This window comes from Enterobacillus tribolii (assembly GCF_003363015.1).
In the GTDB taxonomy this organism is placed as follows: domain Bacteria; phylum Pseudomonadota; class Gammaproteobacteria; order Enterobacterales; family Enterobacteriaceae; genus Enterobacillus; species Enterobacillus tribolii.
In genome coordinates, this window is the sequence record NZ_QRAP01000001.1 from 449193 (window position 1) to 468717 (window position 19525).

Genomic DNA, 19525 nt, shown 5'->3' on the forward strand with positions numbered 1-19525 from the left:
TCCGCTTACCGGAATCCTTTGTTGTTACCCGTATCATGATACGGGTAACAATGGTGGAAATGGAATGCTCTGATCAGGGGGAATTTTGGTTTTGAGAGAACGATCATATTTATTTGCACCGGAGGGTCCGGAACAAATAAATAACTGCGGATTAACAAACGGGAGAGTTGCTAAACGAGGAGGGGCAGGCGCGTGATGTGTCCTGCCCTCAGGTGATTACCGGCCCGGTGAACGGTCTTCCAGAATACGGAGTTCTACGCTGGTGACGATACCCTGCGTTTCCTGATGGTGTTTCACCATGTGCGGTGTTTGCAGGTGGCGCTCAAGATGCGCCTGCGACTCCCAGCGCTCCAGCATGAAAAGCGTATCCGGCGCCAGCGTTTGGTCAGGCAGAGGGTTGGCGCTGTCGGTCAGCGGGGTGTATTGATAACACCCGTCTTCCGCCAGTACCTGCGCTTGCAGCGCCTGAAAACGGGTCACCAATGCGCCGAGCTGCCCCGGATGTGTTTTAATTTCAGCAATAACGGTAATCATCACCGCACCTTAACGTTGGGCAAAAACGGTTGCCAGGTGATCGCGGTAGCGGGCGATGTTGTTTTCCACGTCCGGATTCTTAATCACGTCGGTGCACAGGAAAGTCGGCAGCGCGGTCATTCCCAGGAACTCGTTGGCTTTGTGGAAATGCATGTACAGGCCGTCAACGCCCTGACCGTGGAAAAACTGAGCCGGATCGTCAAAGGCTTCCTGCGGTGCGTTCCAGGTCAGGGAAAGCATATGTTTTTTGCCCTGAATCAGACCACCGGAGCCGTATTTTTTGCTGGCGTCGGAGCGGGTACGGCCGTCGTTGGCGTACAGGCGGCCATGACCGGCGGTGAAAACGTCATCGATGTATTTTTTCACGATCCAGGGTTCACCCATCCACCAACCGGGCATCTGATAGATAACCACGTCGGCCCACAGGTATTTCTCAATTTCCTGCTCAATGTCGTAGCCGTGATCGATCGTCGTTTCACGCAGCTCATGCCCCATAGCGGAAAGGGTATCGCGTGCAACTTCGTGCAGCGTGGTGTTCAACTGACCATTGGAATGGCCAAATTTTTTCATGCCGTTAAGCAGCAGAATTTTGCTCATGATAACTCCTTGTCGGTCCGGGCAACGCCGGCCGGTGATGATATAAAAAACGATGGGGCAGATTATCAACCGGGATAACCGGGATGAAAAGAGGACGTGAGTCACAACACCCTTGACTGAAATGCAATAATCCTCGGCATCACAACGCGCTTTTTTCATTTTTGACTAACAGGCAAAACATAATTTCAATTATTGCTGTTTATGTCAATAAATCCGCCGGGCATACTTCCTGTCATCCGACAGCGGGGAAAACGTAGGTAATCGATTGATATCCCAAACTTTCCCTGAACAACAACGCTTCAATGATAAAACAGGAAAAAGATAATGAGCATTGCTATGCCGGTTCTCGGATTGGGAACCTTTCGTCTGAAAGATCAGGTGGTGATTGATTCCGTGCGCCAGGGGCTGGAGCTGGGCTACCGCCACATTGATACCGCGCAGATTTACGGCAATGAAGCCGAAGTCGGCGAAGCGCTGGCGCAAAGCGGCGTGGCGCGTGATGAGCTGTTCATCACCACCAAAATCTGGCTGGAAAACCTGGCGCCGGAGCAATTGTTGACCAGCCTGCGCGACAGCCTGCAAAAACTGCGCGTCGATCAGGTCGATTTGACGCTGATTCACTGGCCTAATCCGCAGACAACACCCTCCCTGGCCGACAGCATGAAGGCGTTGCTTCAGGCGCGGGAAGAGGGGCTGACCAGGGCCATCGGCATTTCTAACTTTACCGTGGCTCAGATGCAGCAGGCGATCGATGCCGTTGGCGCGGAGAATATCGCCAGCCAGCAAATCGAACTGCACCCGTTCCTGCAAAACCGTACGGTGGCGGATTTCTCCCGTCGCAACGGCATTCCCGTCACGGCCTATATGCCGCTGGCATATGGCAAAGTAATGAGCGATCCGGTGATTGGCCGTATCGCCGCACAGCACGGGGTAACGGCCGCTCAGGTGGCGCTGGCATGGTCATTGCAGATGGGATACTCGGTGATTCCGTCGTCCACCAAACGGGAAAACCTGGCTTCGAACCTGCAAGCGACGTCGCTGCGCTTAACGGAACAGGATATGGCGGATATCGCGGCGCTGGATCGCAATGAGCGCTTGGTCAGCCCGGAATTTGCGCCTGAGTGGGATTAAGCATGAAACGGGCAGCCTTCGTCATGCAGGCTGCCCGAATTTATTACGCCGCAGGTTTGGCAATAATACTGCGGGTTTCCAGACGAACTTCCGTCAGCGTTACCAGCAGGGTATCGCCGAGACGATAGACGACGTCTCCCTTCACCTGAACGCTGCCGGTTTCCTGACTGGAAACCAGCTCATCGCGCACCGCATGAATAAACGAGGCCGGTATAAAGGCTACCGCGCCGTTCTCCAGCAAACGCACGCGCATACCGCCGCGTGAAATATCAATGATTTCCGCATTAAAGGTGATCGCCGGATCCACTTTATTCTTCAGGAAACGGGCATACAGCCAGTCGCCGACATCGCGTTCGGCCATACGGTTCAGACGGCGGCGCTCCGCCAGTTGCAACGTCAGCGCTTCGGAAGGACGTGAGGTCGGGTGACCGGCAATCAGCGCTTTCAGCAGGCGGTGGTTTACCATATCGCCATATTTACGAATCGGCGAAGTCCAGGTGGCATAGGCTTCCAGCCCCAGGCCGAAGTGCGGGCCGGGCTCGGTGCTGATTTCGGCGAAGGACTGGAAGCGGCGGATACGGCTGTCCAGGTACGTCGTGGGCAGGGAATCGAGATGGCGGCGCAGCTCGCAGAACCCTTGCAGCGTCATTAAGGCTTCGGCGTTGGCCGCGACGTCATTGGCTTGCAGAATGCTGACGGCCTGTTCTACCAGCGCCGGATCAAAACCGCTGTGAACGTTATATATGCCGAACCCGAGGCGCTCGCGCAGCACGATGGCGGCGCAGACGTTGGCGGTAATCATCGCCTCTTCCACGATGCGGTTGGCAACGCGGCGCGGCTCAGCCACGATATCCAGCACGTTGCCTTTCTCGCCGAGGATAAAGCGGTAATCGGGGCGGTCGCGGAACACCAGCGCGTGCGCCTGACGCCACTGGGCGCGCGACTCTGCCAACTGGTGCAACAGCGTGATTTGCTCTTCAACCACGGCGTCCTGCGGCTGCCAGGCGCCCGTTTTTTCCAGCCAGTCGGAAACTTCATCGTAAACCAGCTTGGCGCGGGACTCGATCCACCCGGCAAAGAAGCGGATGTCGTCGCCCAGTGAGCCATCCTGACGGATAGTGACCCGGCAGGCCAGCACCGGGCGGCGCTGTTGCGGGCGCAGGGAGCAGAGGTCATCCGACAGATCGCGCGGCAGCATCGGGATATTGAAGCCCGGCAGGTAGTTGGTAAAGGCACGGGCGCGGGCAATGGTGTCCAGCTCCGAACCTTCTTCCACGAAGGCGGTAGGATCGGCGATAGCGATGGTCAGCGCCAGCGAACCGTCGTTGTTGCGCGTAACGTGCAGGGCATCGTCCATATCTTCAGTGCTGGCGCTGTCGATGGTGACGAACGGCAGGCTGGTCAGATCTTCACGCGGCAGATCGGCGTCGTGCATGTCGCCGCCGGCCCACTGCGGGGCGTCGCGCTCAAGCGCATGGCGGGCCAGCGTGACCCACCAGGGGACGAAATCGTCCTGGCCGTCGGTGATGTATTCGGTGATGTCGGCAAAGAAAGTGCGGTCGCCTTTCAGCGGGTGGCGGCTCATTTGCGCCACGACCCAGTCGCCGGCGCGGAAATCATGTTCCAGCCCTTTTACCGGGCGGCAGGGGATGGCATCTTTCAGCAACGGATGGTCGGGGATGACGGAAAGCCGGTCGTCTTTCTTCTGTATCCGGCCGACGAAGCGCGACAGAAACGGTTCAATAAGCGCTTCCGGCTCAGCCACTTCCCGCTCTTTTTCCGTGTGAACGGCGGCGGTTACGCGGTCGCCGTGCATCACTTTTTTCATATATGGCGGGGGGATAAAGTAACTTTTCTGTGCGTCGACTTCCAGGAAGCCGAAGCCCTTGTCCGTCCCTTTCACGACCCCTTCTACGCGTGGGGTTTGGGAGTGAAGTTGCTGTTTTAGCTGCGCCAGCAGCGGGTTGTCTTGAAACATAGATACCAGCAGGTTCGTAAATGGATGGGGGCGGCCCCTCGTTAGCGGCAGACATTTTTACGCAAATCCGCCCTGAGGGGCAAGTATCCCATGAATCTGCCGGCGGAGAGAGAAATTATTCCCCCAGCGAGACCAGCAACCGTTGCGTCCAGGCCGCCGTCGCCACGGCTACGATCAGCTCAAGGGATTCGGCGTCGCTCAATTCTGCCTGGCGGAGTGCGGTGATGAGTTCGGGTGAAAAACGGGCGGGGGTGCGGGCCAGCGTGAGGGTGGCATTAATAATGGCGTGGTCGCGGCGGGCGCAGTGCTCCATGGCCGCGAGCGGATCGCGGTATATTGCTTCCGCCTGATCGCGGTGCTTGCTTAACAGCAGGTAGCGTGTCAGGTGGTGATGCGCGCTGTGCGGGCAATGGTTAGCTCTGGCGCCGATCAGAAAAGCCAGTTCCCGCAAAGGTTGGCGCAGCCGGTCATTGCAGTTGAAGCCCTCGCTGAACAGCAGCCTGCTTTCCGCCGCCGCGTCGGCCTGGTGCATCTCCAGCAACATCAGCGCGTATGCCAGGCTCTGAGGTGCGCCGCATACCGGCAGCGGGCGGCAATCCGCCGTGGGCGCCAGGGGCAGAAAAGGGCGCCAGACCGCCGTTTTTTCCTGCTCCGGCGGTGAAATCTGGGGTGTGGGAAGATCGTCCGGCGCGGGTGCAAAGGCGTGTTGCGCCAGCGCCACCGTGGCGGCGATCATCCGGGCTTGCAGGCTAACGAAGCCAACTATCTGTGACAGTGTCACAATATCATGCAGCGTCAGCTTGGCCTGGCGCAGAGCGCTGATGTCCTGCACCCCGGCGCGGCCGGGATTCCAGGCCAGCAGACGGGCGTGTTGGGTCAACTGCGTCAGGCGGTTATTGCCCTCGCGGCTGTTGTGCGGGTAGTCGAGCGGTGCGAGCCGGGTGGCATAGAAAGAGCAGAGAGGCTGTAACTGTGTGACCTGCGCGACCGTCAGGGCGACGCTGAGACGGTCGTAGCGTGACAGCGTGCGTTCCCGGCTCAGGAGCGGTTCGTCGTCCAGCAATTGCCGGTAACAGCGTTCGATAGCGTGAAAAAAGGGCTGGCGTTCCTGCAGCAGCAGGCCGTATGAAGCGGGATGCGACGAAAAGATGCCGTAACGGAATCCGGCGGTATCGTTGCCGTGTACGGGAGGCGTGGAGGAAGTTACGTGTGGAAATACAAGTCGCTCCATGGACATCCTTCGGTTTCATCAGGTTACGGTAATGGCGATATACCGTCAGATCCTTACCGATGGGGGGCGGGAGATAAAATAATCTTATGCCATATCACATAGCAGAAACGAATAATGCCCGGCCCACAAGGGCCGGTTGCGTTTCAGCCGGGGAGCGTCGTGAGATTATGCAGAATTCTTAATTGTGAAACGTCCACTTCTTTCGCGGCCTTTTCCAGGCTGTAGCGGGTCTGCAAACGCATCCACATCTCGGGTGTGCTGCCCAAAACCGCCGCCAGACGGATCGCCATTTCCGGCGAGATGGCCGCCTGCCCGGAAACCAGACGCTGCGCGGTAGAGGGCGCGATGTTCAGCGCTCTGGCCAGCTCGCGGATGCCGATGTTCAGTTCTTCCAGTATCCCGGCGATGATTTCTCCGGGATGGGGGGGGTTATGCATAGCCATCAATGATAGTCCTCATAGTTTAATATATGCGCGTTGCCGTCCCTGAATTCAAAGGTTAAGCGCCAGTTGCCGCTTACCATGACGGACCAGATTCCCGCACGTTCACCCTTTAACGGATGCAGCCGGTAGCCGTTAAAACCGATGTCTTCGATTTTCTCGGCAACGTCGATAACCCAAAGCCGTTCACGCAATTTTTTAGCATGTTCCGGCTGGATTTTTGCCACGCAGCCGGTTTCAAAAAACAGTTGCAGCCCTTTATGTTGCCAGCTTTTTATCACCGCAATCGCTCCCCGTTGCGGAACAAGGAGCACTTTACCTGAGTGTCCCGCCACACGCAACATTTTTTAAAAGTCCTCAATAACGCCTGATCACAGGCACCTGCCGATCGTCGCGGCGGTCTCTATCCTGAGGCCGTTGCCATTTTCCGTGAAGGGGGGAACAGCATTTACAAAGGGGTTGCAGCGAATGTTGGAAAGCGTCTCGAAAAAGTGGGGGGAGAAAGCATGAGCCGCCGGGCGGCGGCTCATTGATGAGAGCGGGGATTAGCTCTCCAGTTCATTCATCGCGGCAATATTGAAGCCGCCATCGACGTGCAGAACTTCACCGGAGATCCCGGCTGCCAGATCGGAGCACAGGAACGCGGCAGAGTTGCCAACGTCTTCGATGGTGACGGTACGGCGAATCGGGGTAACCGCTTCGCAATGCGCCAGCATTTTACGGAAGTTTTTGATGCCGGAAGCCGCAAGGGTGCGGATCGGACCGGCGGAAACGGCGTTGACGCGCACGCCTTCCGGACCCATCGCGTTCGCCATGTAGCGCACGTTGGCTTCCAGAGAGGCTTTCGCCAGACCCATCACGTTGTAGTTGGGGATTGCGCGCTCTGCGCCCAGGTAGGAGAGCGTCAGCAGGGCGGAACCCTTATTCAGCATGCCGCGGCAGGCTTTCGCCATTGCTACGAAGCTGTAGGAACTGATGTCATGAGCGATTTTGAAGCCTTCGCGGTTTACCGCGTCAACGTAATCGCCGTCTAACTGATCGCCGGGGGCAAAACCGATGGAGTGAACGAAACCGTCAAATTTCGGCCAGGTTTTTGCCAGTTCGACAAACAGGGCATCGATGCTGGCATCTTCGGCGACGTCGCACGGCAGCACCAGGCTGGAACCCAGCTCGGCGGCGAACTCTTCCACGCGCGGTTTCAGTTTGTCGTTCTGGTAGGTGAAAGCGAGCTCGGCGCCTTCGCGGTGCATGGCCTGAGCGATACCGAAGGCGATGGAACGGTTGCTGGCAACGCCGGTGACCAGAATGCGCTTACCGGTAAGAAAACCCATAGCATTAATCCTTATTATTACTGTTCGTGAGGAACGTCGTGGTTGATAAACCCCGTTCTTGAGGAACATTAGTTCTTGCGGGGCGGCTCCGCGCCGGGGGCGAAGAACCGGCCTGCGTTAATAAACCGGGCGATTCTAACACGCCCGGCCCTGAGTTGAAGTCTTTTGATGCGCTGCTCGGAGCAGTACCGTGCCGTTTGTATCAGAATCCGCCGCCGTCGCGGCGCCAGGCGTCGGCGGTAAGGGCTTCGCCGAAGTGACTGGCGATCAGGCGCTTGGTTTGTTCGTGCAACGGCGCGGCGAGCACGTCGGCGGTGCTGCCGCGCTCCACCACTTCGCCGTTGTGCATCACCATCACCTGATCGCTGATGTGTTTCATCATGCCGAGGTGCTGGGTCACATAAATATAGGCGATGCGCTGTTTTTGCTGCAGTTCCAGCATCAGGTTGATGATTTGCGAGCGCATGGACATGTCCAGCGAGGCCAGAGCTTCATCGGCGACGATGACCTGCGGTTGCAGGATCAGCGCCCGCGCCAGCGCGACGCGCTGCTTCTGACCGGCGGCCAGCATATGCGGATAATAGTACGCATGATCGGGGCGCAGCCCGACCTGGCGCAGCGTCTGATTGATGCGTTCTTCCCGTTCCGGCGCGGCCAGATCCGTGTTGAGGCGCAGCGGGACGTCGAGAATCTGGCCGATGCGCTGGCGCGGGTTGAGTGAAGTGCTCGGGTCCTGAAAAATCATGCGGATGCGCTGGCTGCGGTAGCGGTAATCACCGAAGCGCAGCGGAACGTCGTCAATCAGGATCTCGCCGGCCGTCGGTTCGGTCATGCCGGAGATCATTTTGGCGAGCGTCGACTTACCGGAGCCGTTCTCCCCGATGATCGCCAGTGTTTGCCCGGCCTGCAGGGTAAAGCTGACCGGCTGCACCGCATCGAGGTGCTGGCGACGAAACCAGCCGGTGCGGTAACGAAACGTTTTTTGCAGGTTACGCACCTCCAGAAAGGTGGTCATTGCGGCGTCTCCTCCGTGTTCAGCGGGAAATGGCAGGCGAAAGCATGGTTCTTAACGCTGCGCAACTGCGGGGTTTCAATGCATTTCTTCTGCGCATAGGGGCAACGCGGACCGAGGCGGCAGCCGATCGGCAGGTGCTCCAGCGACGGAATCGCGCCCGGCAGGGTGTTCAGGCGGCTTTTATGCGGCAGGGCGCTGCCGAAATCCGGCATGGCGCGGATCAGCGCCTGGGTGTAAGGGTGATGCGGCGCTGCCAGCAGGTCGCCGCAGGCGGCGCTTTCCACCGTCTGGCCGCAGTACATCACGTTGATGCGGTCGGCCCATTTGCTCATCATTTGCAGGTCATGGCTGATCAGCAGGATGGTGGTGTTGTTATTCTGGTTCATGCGCGCCAGCAGGCGGAAAATCTGCGCCTGTGTGGTGGGTTCCATCGCGTTGGTCGGTTCGTCGGCGATCAGCAGGCGCGGCTGATTAGCCAGGGCGATGGCGATCATCACCTTCTGGCATTCCCCTTCGGTGAGTTCATAAGGGAAGCTGCGCATAATGTCTTTATGGTCCTTGATGCCGACCCGGTGCAGCAATTCGATGGCGCGTCGTTTGCGCCAGTGAAAGCGCTGCCACCAGCGGCCTTTGTAGGTCCAGCCGGGAATGGCCTGTATCAGCTGACGGCCAATGCTTTCGGATGGATCAAGGCAGGACTGCGGTTCCTGGAAAATCATCGAAACGTTGTGGCCGACCAAACGTCGGCGCTCGCGCGGCGAAAGGCGCAGCAGGTCGATGTCGTTAAAGCGCAGGCGGTCGGCGGTGACGCGCCAGTTATCTTTGGTGACGCCGCAGATAGCTTTGGCGATCAGGCTTTTGCCCGAGCCGGACTCGCCCACCAAACCGCGGATTTCCCCTTCATTAAGGGTGAAGCTGACGCGATCAACCGCTTTTACCGGGCCGTCGGCGGTTATAAATTCAATCGTCAGATTACGGATATCAAGTAACGGCATTATTCCACCCCCGCATCAATGGCGCGCCGCAGGCCGTCGCCGAGCAGGTTGACGAACAGAACGCTGATCATGATGGCGGCGCCGGGCAGCATAACGGTCCAGGGCGCGACGTACACCAGTTCGAGGGAGTCGCCCAGCATAGCGCCCCATTCCGGCGAGGGCAGTTGGGCGCCCAGGTCAAGAAAACCGAGCGCGGCGATGTCCAGAATCGCCATGGATAAGCCGCGGGTAAACTCCCCGACCAGCACGCCGGCGATGTTGGGCAGCACGGCGTCACGCAGCACGAACAGTGTAGACGCTCCGTCAAGGCGGGCGGCGACCACGTACTCTTTTTCCAGCTCGTCATGCACTGCGCTGTAGACGGCGCGCACCATGTGCGGCAGCAGCGCCAGCCATACGGCCAGCATCGCATGCTCCAGGCGCGGGCCGATAAACGCCACCACCACGATGGCGAGCAGCAGCGTCGGAATGGAGAGTAAGGTGTCCAGAATGTGGTTCAGTATGGCGGAACGCAGGCCGTGGGTTACGCCGGCCATCACCCCGAGCAGCACGCCGAACAGGCTGGCCGCGATGGTGATCACCAGCGCGGAGCCGAAGGTCGGCGCAACCCCGCACAACAGGCGGCTGAGCACGTCGCGGCCCAGATCGTCGGTGCCGAGGAAAAACGAGACGTTGCCGTAGCGCGACCAGGAAGGCGGCAGTAACTGGTAGCCGAGGAACTGCTGGTCAAGCGCGTAGGGCGCCAGCCAGGAGCCGATCAGGCAGAGAACGATCAGCGCCAGAACGCCGTACAGGCCAACCATCGCCAGCATGTCGTCATGAAACAGCTGCCACGTGTAGCGCAACGGGCTGGGCGTGCGTTTCTCGCGGTATACGTTATCGAAGGGCATACCATACCTTATGTTTCAGCGGGTTGGTCAGCGCGCCGAGAATGTCGGAAAGCACGTTAACGATCAAAACCAGTGAGCCGACCACCATCACCCCGGCGGAAATTGCCGCGAAGTCCTGCTGGCGGATGGCGTTAATCAGCCAGCGCCCCAGCCCCGGCCAACTGAACACCACTTCGGTGATCATCGCCAGCGTCAGCATGGTGGAGAACTGTAACCCCAGTTTGGGAATGATAGGCGGCAGGGCGTTGTGCAGCACGTGACGGCGGATAATGGTAAAACGCGACAGGCCGCGGGTCGCCGCCGCCTTAATGTAGTTCTGGCTGGTCACGTTATCGGTGCTCAGGCGCATCAGGCGAATGACCTCCGTCATCGGCACCAGCGCCAGCGTGGCGATAGGCAACACCATATGACGCAGCACGCTGTAGAGCATTTCATCCCGGTAAGGCGATTTTGACAGCCAGGTATCGACCAGCGATAACCCGGTGATATTTTGCACCGGGTACAGCAGATCATAACGGCCGGAAACCGGCAGCCAGCCGAGATGCAGGGAGAAAAACAGCATCAGCAGCAGCGCCAGCCAAAAGACCGGCATCGACAGGCCGAGCAGCGCCAGCGTGCTGATGATGCCGTCCGGCCATTTACCGCGCATGACGCCGGCAATAATCCCAAGCGGCAGCCCCAGCACCAGCGCCAGGATAAAGGCCAGCACGCACAGTTCCATGGTTGCCGGAAATACCTGCATCAGTTGCTGGCTGATGGGCTGGCCGTTGATGCTGGAAACGCCGAAGTCGCCGGACAGTACGCCCTTAATGAAGAAAAGGTAGCCGTCCATCAGGGAAACGCCTTCCAGCGGGGCATGCGGCGTGAAATAGAGCAGGCTGAAGCCCACCAGCGTCAGGAAGAACAGGGTGATGAGCAACAACAACAGACGGCGCAGGGTGAAGATGATCATGGCGTGCTCTCCGTTTGCGGTTGTGTTTTCGGCCCGGCGTCGGGATCGTTGGTGCCGTCCTGTTCACCCGCATCGCGATAAACGCCGGCAAAGGACGCGTTGCCGAACGGGCTGAGCACCAGTCCCTTAATATCATAGCGGTAAGCCTGCAAACGCAGCGAGGAAGCCAGCGGCAAAATGGGAAGCTGTTCTTCCAGGATTTTTTGCGCGTCCTGATAGTCCTCAATACGTTGTGACAGTTGCTGCGACAACAGCGCCTTATGCAGCAGGGAATCAAATCCCGGTTCGCACCAGTGTGCCAGGTTAGTCTGGGACTGAATCGCCGCGCAGCTCAGCAGCGGACGGAAGAAGCTGTCGGGATCGTTGCTGTCGGTGGCCCAGCCGGAAAGCGTCATATCGTGGCTCAGATCGCTCAGCCGCGCCTCCTGGAAACGCCCCTCCACGGGAATGATGTTGACGCGGATGCCCACCTGCGCCAAATCCGCCTGAATCAGCTCCGCGGTTTTCAGCGGGCTGGGGTTATAAGCCTGCGAGGCGCTGGGCACCCACAGTTGCAGGCTCAGGTTGGTCAGGCCCAATTGCCGCAGCAGATCCCGCGATTTTTGCGGGTTGTATTCGCTGATGCGCGCATCGTCGTCGTAGGCCCAGGAAGCGCGGGGCAGCAGCGACGCGGCGGTTTCCGCGGTACCGTAATATATGGACTGCATCAGGCGCTGGTTATTGATGGCATAGGCGATGGCGCGGCGTACGTCGACGTTATCCAGCGGGGGCTTGCGGGTGTTGAACGCCAGATAGGCGACGTTCATGCCCGGTCGCAACGTCAGGCGCAGGCGCGGGTCGTCGCGCAGGATGCTGAGCTGGCTGGCCGCCGGGTAGGCCAGTACGTCGCATTCACCGGTCAGCAGTTTAGACAGACGACCGGTGCCTCCGGCGCCGAGATCGATCACCACCTGCGACATGCGCGGTTTTCCTTTCCAGAATGCGTCATTGCGCGCCAGGCGGATAAACTGGCCGGTGTGATATTCGCTCAGGGTAAAGGGGCCGGTGCCTATCGGCAGGCGGTCGATTTGCTCCTGATTACCGCTTTTGCTCAGTGTGTCGGCGTATTCGGCGGACAGCACCGGCGCATAGTGGGTCGCCAGGTGCCAGAGAAATGACGCATCCGGCGTTTTCAGCCGCATTTCTACGGTGTAGTTGTCCAGCTTGCGTACGCTTTCCACCGCGTCGTCGAAACGCAGGCTGTCGAAATAGGGATAATGCCCGCCGTTGATCTCATGGTAGGGATGCTGCGGGTCAAAGACGCGTCCGAAGCTGAAGACCACGTCGTCGGCGTTCATCTTGCGTGTAGGGGCAAACCAGTCGGCGCGCTGAAATGAAACATTGCGCCGCAGGTGGAAAATGTACGTCGCGCCGCCGTCGCGAACCTCCCAGCTCTGCGCCAGTTCGGGGATCAGCCGGTAGGTATAGGGGTCGACATCCAGCAGGCGGTTATAGAGTTGGGCGGACAGGGTATCCACCGCCAGGCCGCTGCTGGCCATCTGCGGATTGAAGGTATTCAGGATACCGTTGACGCAATAAATAAAGCCGCTCTGCCGGATATCCGGCAACGGTCCGGGGCTGTGAGGGGCTGACTGTTCCGCCGCGTTAACCGGGGCGATAAAACAACCCAGCATCAGCGCCAGGCTTTTTAAACCACGCATCGGAGGCTCATACGTTATCAAGCAAAGTGTGTAGTGTAACTTACATTAACATTTAGCCCAATCGATCCCGCGTTGCGTTGCTGCCGTCTGCGGGGGAATTGAACATTTTTCATGACCGGCATTGATGTTCTATTTAATGAGAATGAGAACGTGATGCAATAAACTGCTTTACAAGTGCTAGTGATAACCATTATCATCCAATCGTTCTTTGGACAGCGCCGGTACCCGTCGTCATGATTCAAAGAGCACGACATTGCTCACATTGCTTCCAGTATTATTTCAGCCAGCGGATTCCGCTGGCTTTTTTTATTCCCCGTCGCCGCCGATTTCCAGTTTTTTCATGATGCCGCGCAGTTGATGATAGGTCAGATTCAGCAACACGGCGGCACGACGCTGATTAAAGCGTGCTTCCTGCAAGGCCTGCTCCACCAGTTGCTTCTCGCTTTGCGCCAGCCATGCCTTGAGGTCCAGGGGCAGGGCCGGCAACGCACGGGTTTGTTCCGCGGGGGGCGTGACCGGCGGCGGCGCATCGCTGCGGCGGAACGGGTTGATCACGATGGCGTCCAGCGGCGTTACGGCGTTGCCGTGCCGGTAAACCGAACGCTCCACCACGTTTTTCAGTTCACGGATATTGCCGGGCCAGGGATAGGCTTGCAGGGTTTGCTGTGCGCGGTCGCTGAAACCCGGGAACAGCGGCAGGCCCAGTTCCCGGCACATCTGAATGGCGAAGTGCTCCGCCATCAGCATGATATCGCTGCGCCGTTCGCGCAGCGGCGGGATCTGAATGACGTCAAAAGCCAGCCGGTCAAGCAGGTCGGCGCGGAATTTATCCTCCGCCGCCAGCGCGGGCAGGTCGGCATTGGTGGCGCACACCAGGCGCACGTCCACCCGCAGCGGCTGGCTGCCGCCGACGCGCTCCAACTGCCCGTATTCGATAACGCGCAGCAGTTTTTCCTGTACCAGCATCGGCGCCGTCGCCAGTTCATCGAGAAACAGCGTGCCGCCGTCTGCCCGTTCAAAGCGCCCCAGATGGCGCTTCTGGGCGCCGGTAAAGGCGCCGGCTTCGTGGCCGAACAGCTCGGAGTCCAGCAAATTGTCGTTTAACGCCGCGCAGTTAAGGGAAATAAACGGCCCCGACCAACGTTCGGAGAGGTAGTGCAGGCGGTGGGCGATCAACTCTTTGCCGGTGCCGCGTTCGCCGATAATCAGCACCGGCTTGTTCAGCCTGGCGAGCTGCGAGGTTTGTTCCAGCACTTCAAGGAACGCATTGTCTTCGCCCAGGATGTTATCAAGGCTGTCCGTCATAAAAATATCCTGATATTGGTGAAATTCACCATATTTTGGTTAAGTTAATCACACCATGAAATGCTTCGTTGCGCCATACTATTTTTATAATTATTTTAAAATCAATCTAATAGCTGTTTTTGAAAAGTTGGCACGGGAATTGATTATACGTAAGGGACTAACGATGACTACCGGCGGAGTGTCATTTCAGGATGAGATTCCGCAATTCAAAAAGAGGAAGCTAAAGATGGGTATTTTTTCTCGTTTCGCCGACATTGTGAACGCCAACATCAACGCGCTGCTGGATAAAGCAGAGGATCCGCAGAAACTGGTGCGCCTGATGATTCAGGAAATGGAAGACACGCTGGTGGAAGTCCGCTCCACGTCCGCGCGTGCGCTGGCGGAGAAAAAACAGCTGACGCGCCGTATTGAGCAGGCCAGGGCGCAGGTCAGCGAATGGCAGGAAAAGGCGGAACTGGCCCTGCGCAAAGGAAAAGAAGATCTGGCCCGTGCGGCGCTGGTGGAAAAGCAGCGTGTCAGCGGTCTGTCTGATTCATTGCAGCACGAAGTGGACGCCGTTGAGGAAACGCTGGCGCGCATGAAGCGTGAAATCAGCGAACTGGAGGTTAAACTGACGGAAACCCGCGCTCGCCAGCAGGCGTTGGCGCTGCGTCAGCAGGCCGCTGCGTCGTCACGCGATGTACGCCGTCAGCTCGACAGCGGTAAGCTGGACGAAGCAATGGCCCGTTTCGAGCAGTTTGAACGCCGTATCGACCATATGGAAGCCGAAGCGGAAAGCGTGAGTTTGGGTAAAAAGAAAAACCTGGATCAAGAGTTCGCCGATCTGAAAGCCGACGATGAAATCAGTCAGCAACTGGCTGCGCTGAAAGAAAAGATGAATCGCAGCGAATAAGGCGCGGACGCTGTTGCAATTATTCGGCAACAGCGTCAGCCTGTATCACGGCCGTTCACGGCGAGCGGCCCGATGCAATGACCACCGATGCAATATATTTAAGGAAAAACTATGGCTGCCTTGTTTCTCGCGATTCCCCTGACCATTTTTGTGCTGTTTGTTTTGCCGGTTTGGCTATGGCTGCACTATCAGGGTAAACGACAGAATGGCGGACAGTTGAACGTACAAGAGCGGCAGGAACTGCTGCGACTGACGGAAGACGCCCAGCGTATGCGTCAGCGGATTAATGCGCTGGAAGACATTCTGGATGCGCAACACCCGAACTGGAGAGACGCATAAACGGCCGTTATCCCGGCAGGAATTGCTGCATTACTGCCGCAGCCGGGCCGGGAACGAATAACCGCCAACCGATTTTTACCGCGCCGGACGCAGAACGGCGCGATGGCAACGATGCCGGATGAGACCTGACGATGAATAACAGAACGTTGTACCGTATCCCGGAAGAAGGGGTGATTAAGGGCGTATGCGCCGGCCTTGCGGATTACCTCGGCGTACCCGCCGCGCTGGTGCGGGTGATCGCTCTGCTGGCCGTGCTTTGCGGACTGTTTGTTTTGCCCGTGGCGCTGTACGCCGCGCTGGCTATTTTCCTGCCGGTCGCCCATGAAACGGGCCGCAGCGGGGAGGACGGCGTAACGTCCGCACGCCGCCTGAGCGAGACGGCGCAAACGCTGGATGAATGTGAGCAGCGCCTGCGCCGCGTGGAACGCTACGTGACGTCCGATGCCTTCGGCGTCCGCAGCCGCTTCCGCGATCTGTAATATATCGCCGTCGTTAACGGAGGAAGATATCGTGTCGTTTATCACTCTCGCTAAGTCCGGCCTGCCGCGTTTGCTGCGCCAGGGCCTGCTGCTGGGACTGACTTTAGCGCCGGCCGGCATTGCCGCGGGCGCGCTGCGTTTTATCACGTATCGCCCTCTGCGCTGGCTGATTGTCTGGGGGCTGGAGCCGCTGTTGCAGCGCGGTTTTCAACGGGCCGCCGCACGTTACCGGGCGCGTGATGCGCAAAACGGGGCGCGCTGAACCGGCGCATCTGGCCCGGAGGCCGGGATATCGTTACACTTTCCTGATGCCGGCCTCCCGTCGCGAAAGGATATGAATGAAAAGGCTACAAAACGAAATCACCTCGCTGGTCAATCGCGGTATTGACCGTCATTTGCGCCTGGCCGTTACCGGCCTGAGCCGCAGCGGAAAAACGGCTTTTATCACCTCGCTGGTCAATCAACTTCTGCACGTTCACAGCGGCGCACGCCTGCCGCTGTTTTCTGCCGTGCGCGAGGAGCGGTTGCTGGGCATAAAACGCATTCCGCAACGCGATCTCGGCGTGGCGCGCTTCACTTATGATGAAGGGCTGGCGCAACTGTACGGCACGCCGCCCGCATGGCCGACGCCGACCCGCGGCGTCAGCGAAATTCGCCTGGCGCTGCGCTACCGCAGCGATGATTCCCTGATGCGTTATTTCAAGGATACATCCACCCTGTATCTGGAAATCGTGGATTATCCCGGCGAATGGCTGCTGGATCTGCCGATGCTGGAGCAGGAGTATCTGAGCTGGTCGCGGCAGATGAACGGGCTGTTGCAGGGCGACAGGAAAACCTGGGCGGCGGAGTGGCTGGCGCTCTGTGCGCAGTGCGACCCGCTGGCGCCGGCCGATGAAAAACAGTTAGCCGCGATTGCGCAGGCCTACACCGATTACCTCACGCGCTGTAAGCAGGAAGGGCTGCACTTTATCCAGCCCGGTCGCTTCGTGCTGCCCGGCGATCTGGCCGGCGCGCCGGCGCTGCAGTTTTTCCCCTGGCCCGATGTGGATGCTTTGGGGGAAACCCGCTTGGCGCAGGCGGATAAGAGCACCAACATCGGCATGTTGCGTTCGCGCTTTAACTACTATTGCCGCGAAGTGGTGAAGGGCTTCTATAAAGAGCATTTCGTTCGTTTTGATCGCCAGGTGGTGCTGGTTGATTGCCTGCAACCGCTGAACAGCGGCCCGCAGGCCTTCAACGACATGCGCCTGGCGCTGACGCAGCTGATGCAGAGTTTCCATTACGGCAAGCGTACGCTTTACCGGCGGTTGTTTTCCCCCTGCATTGACCGGCTGATGTTCGCGGCCACCAAGGCGGATCACATTACCGCGGATCAGCACGCCAATATGGTGTCGCTGTTGCAGCAACTGGTGCAGGACGCCTGGCAGAATGCGGCGTTTGAGGGCATCAGCATGGACTGCGCCGGCATCGCTTCGGTGCAGGCTACCCAGAGCGGCATCGTCGATCATCACGGGCAAAAAATTCCGGCGCTGAAAGGCCACCGGCTGGACGACGGCGAGCCGCTCACCGTGTTCCCCGGTGAAGTGCCCGCGCGTTTGCCCGGCCCGGCGTTCTGGCAACAGCAGGGCTTCCGTTTTGAACAGTTCCGTCCGCAGGCGATGAGCGTGGATACGCCGCTGCCTCATATTCGGATGGATTCGGTGATGGAATTTTTACTGGGAGATAAATTGCGATGAGCGAACCGATAAAGCCGCGCATTGACTTCGCGCAGCCGCTTGAGCCGGTTCAGGAACCGGTGCTGAAGGCCGGTCAGTCTTTCGACAGCGGCAGTGAAACATTCTTTCCCGCGGCGCCGGAACTGGAGGAAGAACAGGAGGAAGGGCGCGCCGAAGGCATCATCAACGCGGCGCTGAAGCCGAAGCGCAGCCTGTGGCGGCGCATGGTGGGCGCCGGGCTGGCGTTGTTCGGCGTCAGCGTGGTGGCGCAGGGCGTGCAGTGGGTTTATCAGTCCTGGGCGCAACAGGACTGGATCGCGCTGGGCGGCGGCGTGGCCGGAGGTTTGATTGTCGCCGCCGGCGTCGGTTCCGTAGTGACGGAATGGCGGCGGTTATATCGCCTGCGCCAGCGTGCGGAAGAGCGCGACGTGGCGCGTGATTTGCTGCACAGCCACGGGCTGGGGCAGGGAAAGGCGTTTTGTGAAAAGCTGATGCGCCAGGCCGGGCTGGACAACAGCCACCCTGCGGTGCAGCGTTTTCAGGCGGCGCTGCATGACACGCATAACGACCGTGAGGTTGTCGCGCTGTACGGCAAGCTGGTGCAGCCGGTGCTGGACATGCAGGCCCGGCGGGAAATCAGCCGCTATGCGGCGGAGTCTGCGCTGATGATCGCCGTCAGTCCGCTGGCGCTGGTGGACATGGCCTTTATCGCCTGGCGTAACCTGCGCCTGATTAACCGGATCGCGACGTTGTACGGCATTGAACTGGGGTATTTCAGCCGCATCCGGCTGTTCCGGCTGGTGTTGCTGAATATCGCGTTTGCCGGGGCTTCCGAACTGGTCAGGGAAGTGGGGATGGACTGGCTGTCGCAGGATATCACGGCCCGCCTGTCGGCGCGTGCGGCGCAGGGTATCGGCGCCGGGTTGCTGACCGCGCGGCTGGGGATCAAGGCGATGGAGCTGTGCCGCCCGCTGCCCTGGATGGACGGGGATAAACCCCGCCTGGGCGACTTCCGTAAGGAGCTGATCGATCAGCTGAAACGGGCGTTGCCGAACAAAAAGGACGAGAAAAAGCCGCTGTAATGCGCCAGGCGGCGCGTCGAACGACTGCGCCGCCGGGTTTCTGCACTATCCCCTCACCACGTTTTACCGGTTGCCGGTTTCCACGATCGTATCCTGACGCGAACCCCATTCGCTCCAGGAACCGTCATACAGTTTCACGTCTTTAACGCCCAGCGTATGCAATGCCAGCGCCAGCACAGAGGCGGTGACGCCGGAGCCGCAGCTCACCGTGATCGGTTCGTCCAGCGCCACGCCGTGCGCGGTGAAAACATCGCGCAGGGCGTCGGGAGACTTGAGGGCGCCAGAGTCGGTCAGTTCGGTCCACGGTACGTTAAAGCTGCCGGGAATGTGTCCTGCCCGCAGGCCGGGACGCGGTTCCGGTTCGCTGCCGCTGAAACGGGCGGCGGCGCGGGCGTCGACGATTTGCCGCGAGCCGTCCTGTACCAGCAGCTGCATATCGTCGAGGGAGGCGATGCGCGCAGGATTCAGGCGCGCGGTGAACGCCGTCGGTTCTGGCGAGATTTCACCCAGCTGCAGCGGCAGGCGTTGCAGTTTCCAGGCGGCTAATCCGCCGGCGAGAATGGATACCTGCGCCACACCGAACGTCTTCAGCATCCACCAGGCGCGTGGCGCGGAGAACAGGGTGCCGTCGTCATAGATCACCAGATGATGCCTGTCGCTGATGCCGAGGTTGCCCATCGCGCGGGCGAAATACCCGGCGTCCGGCATCATGTGGGGAAGGCCGGTGTCATGATCGGAAAGGGCTTCGATGTCGAAAAAACGCGCGCCGGGGATGTGTCCGGCAAGATATTCGGCAGCCATATCGCGCGTACCGCCCTGTCCGGGAGGCGCCATGCGCGCGTCCAGAATGTGAACGTCTTCGTCATGCAGGTGATCGGCCAGCCACGCCGGGCTGACAAAAGTACTTTGCATCATAGTG

At 59.2% G+C, this 19525-nt stretch carries 21 protein-coding genes; 7 read left to right on the forward strand and 14 right to left on the reverse strand.

Annotated features, from left to right (window positions below; translation table 11 throughout):
• Positions 1–216 precede the first annotated feature (216 nt).
• Both C8D90_RS01900 and C8D90_RS01905 read right to left on the reverse strand, forming a co-directional pair.
• On the reverse strand, positions 217–534 hold the full coding sequence (locus C8D90_RS01900) for a putative quinol monooxygenase (protein WP_115456720.1): 318 nt from the start codon (positions 532–534) through the stop codon (positions 217–219).
• Between the two features lie 9 nt (positions 535–543).
• The gene (locus tag C8D90_RS01905) at positions 544–1131 is read right to left on the reverse strand and encodes an NAD(P)H-dependent oxidoreductase (RefSeq protein ID WP_115456721.1); all 588 of its coding nucleotides are present in this window, start codon (positions 1129–1131) and stop codon (positions 544–546) included.
• Between the two features lie 330 nt (positions 1132–1461).
• On the opposite strand from C8D90_RS01905, the gene dkgB reads away from it, so the two are divergent.
• Positions 1462–2262, forward strand: a complete 801-nt coding sequence (gene dkgB / locus C8D90_RS01910) for a 2,5-didehydrogluconate reductase DkgB (RefSeq protein WP_221810592.1) — start codon at positions 1462–1464, stop codon at positions 2260–2262.
• 43 nt (positions 2263–2305) lie between these two features.
• Here dkgB and C8D90_RS01915 read toward each other — a convergent pair whose 3' ends face one another.
• The 11 genes from C8D90_RS01915 to pspF form a co-directional block, all read right to left on the reverse strand.
• Complete coding sequence (locus C8D90_RS01915; protein ID WP_115456723.1) at positions 2306–4240, reverse strand: exoribonuclease II; 1935 nt, start codon at positions 4238–4240, stop codon at positions 2306–2308.
• Positions 4241–4355: 115 nt separating this feature from the next.
• The gene (locus C8D90_RS01920) at positions 4356–5471 is read right to left on the reverse strand and encodes a CMD domain-containing protein (protein ID WP_230472928.1); all 1116 of its coding nucleotides are present in this window, start codon (positions 5469–5471) and stop codon (positions 4356–4358) included.
• Between the two features lie 143 nt (positions 5472–5614).
• Positions 5615–5914: a HigA family addiction module antitoxin gene (locus tag C8D90_RS01925; protein WP_115456724.1), complete on the reverse strand. Its 300-nt coding sequence runs from the start codon at positions 5912–5914 to the stop codon at positions 5615–5617.
• Positions 5914–6192, reverse strand: a complete 279-nt coding sequence (locus tag C8D90_RS01930) for a type II toxin-antitoxin system RelE/ParE family toxin (protein WP_115456725.1) — start codon at positions 6190–6192, stop codon at positions 5914–5916. The genes C8D90_RS01925 and C8D90_RS01930 overlap by 1 nt, the downstream gene beginning before the upstream one ends.
• 264 nt (positions 6193–6456) lie before the next feature.
• A complete protein-coding gene (fabI, locus tag C8D90_RS01935; protein ID WP_115456726.1) occupies positions 6457–7242 on the reverse strand; it encodes an enoyl-ACP reductase FabI in 786 nt (261 codons plus the stop codon).
• A 202-nt stretch (positions 7243–7444) separates the two neighbouring features.
• A complete protein-coding gene (gene sapF / locus C8D90_RS01940; protein WP_115456727.1) occupies positions 7445–8257 on the reverse strand; it encodes a putrescine export ABC transporter ATP-binding protein SapF in 813 nt (270 codons plus the stop codon).
• Positions 8254–9252, reverse strand: a complete 999-nt coding sequence (gene sapD, locus C8D90_RS01945; protein WP_115456728.1) for a putrescine export ABC transporter ATP-binding protein SapD — start codon at positions 9250–9252, stop codon at positions 8254–8256. The genes sapF and sapD overlap by 4 nt, the downstream gene beginning before the upstream one ends.
• The gene (gene sapC / locus C8D90_RS01950) at positions 9252–10142 is read right to left on the reverse strand and encodes a putrescine export ABC transporter permease SapC (protein ID WP_115456729.1); all 891 of its coding nucleotides are present in this window, start codon (positions 10140–10142) and stop codon (positions 9252–9254) included. The genes sapD and sapC overlap by 1 nt, the downstream gene beginning before the upstream one ends.
• Complete coding sequence (gene sapB, locus C8D90_RS01955) at positions 10129–11094, reverse strand: putrescine export ABC transporter permease SapB (protein ID WP_115456730.1); 966 nt, start codon at positions 11092–11094, stop codon at positions 10129–10131. Before sapB ends, sapC begins: the two co-directional genes overlap by 14 nt.
• Positions 11091–12794: an ABC transporter substrate-binding protein SapA gene (sapA, locus tag C8D90_RS01960; protein ID WP_115456731.1), complete on the reverse strand. Its 1704-nt coding sequence runs from the start codon at positions 12792–12794 to the stop codon at positions 11091–11093. Before sapA ends, sapB begins: the two co-directional genes overlap by 4 nt.
• A 306-nt stretch (positions 12795–13100) precedes the next feature.
• Entirely contained in the window at positions 13101–14099 is a 999-nt protein-coding gene (gene pspF, locus C8D90_RS01965; protein ID WP_115456732.1) for a phage shock protein operon transcriptional activator, read from the reverse strand.
• Positions 14100–14325: 226 nt separating this feature from the next.
• Here pspF and pspA point away from each other — a divergent pair, with 226 nt between their 5' ends.
• From pspA to C8D90_RS01995, 6 genes are all read left to right on the forward strand, one after another.
• Positions 14326–14991, forward strand: a complete 666-nt coding sequence (pspA, locus tag C8D90_RS01970; protein ID WP_115456733.1) for a phage shock protein PspA — start codon at positions 14326–14328, stop codon at positions 14989–14991.
• Between the two features lie 111 nt (positions 14992–15102).
• A complete protein-coding gene (pspB, locus tag C8D90_RS01975; RefSeq protein WP_115456734.1) occupies positions 15103–15330 on the forward strand; it encodes an envelope stress response membrane protein PspB in 228 nt (75 codons plus the stop codon).
• A gap of 131 nt (positions 15331–15461) precedes the next feature.
• Entirely contained in the window at positions 15462–15809 is a 348-nt protein-coding gene (gene pspC / locus C8D90_RS01980; protein WP_115456735.1) for an envelope stress response membrane protein PspC, read from the forward strand.
• 31 nt (positions 15810–15840) lie between these two features.
• Positions 15841–16071, forward strand: a complete 231-nt coding sequence (locus tag C8D90_RS01985; RefSeq protein WP_230472929.1) for a phage shock protein PspD — start codon at positions 15841–15843, stop codon at positions 16069–16071.
• 76 nt (positions 16072–16147) lie between these two features.
• Entirely contained in the window at positions 16148–17545 is a 1398-nt protein-coding gene (locus C8D90_RS01990) for a YcjX family GTP-binding protein (protein WP_115456737.1), read from the forward strand.
• Positions 17542–18606, forward strand: coding sequence for a YcjF family protein (locus C8D90_RS01995; protein WP_115456738.1), 1065 nt, complete (start codon positions 17542–17544; stop codon positions 18604–18606). The genes C8D90_RS01990 and C8D90_RS01995 overlap by 4 nt, the downstream gene beginning before the upstream one ends.
• 63 nt (positions 18607–18669) lie before the next feature.
• Here C8D90_RS01995 and sseA read toward each other — a convergent pair whose 3' ends face one another.
• Positions 18670–19521 (reverse strand): 3-mercaptopyruvate sulfurtransferase, encoded by an 852-nt coding sequence (gene sseA, locus C8D90_RS02000; protein WP_115456739.1) that lies wholly within the window; start codon positions 19519–19521, stop codon positions 18670–18672.
• Positions 19522–19525: the final 4 nt, after the last annotated feature.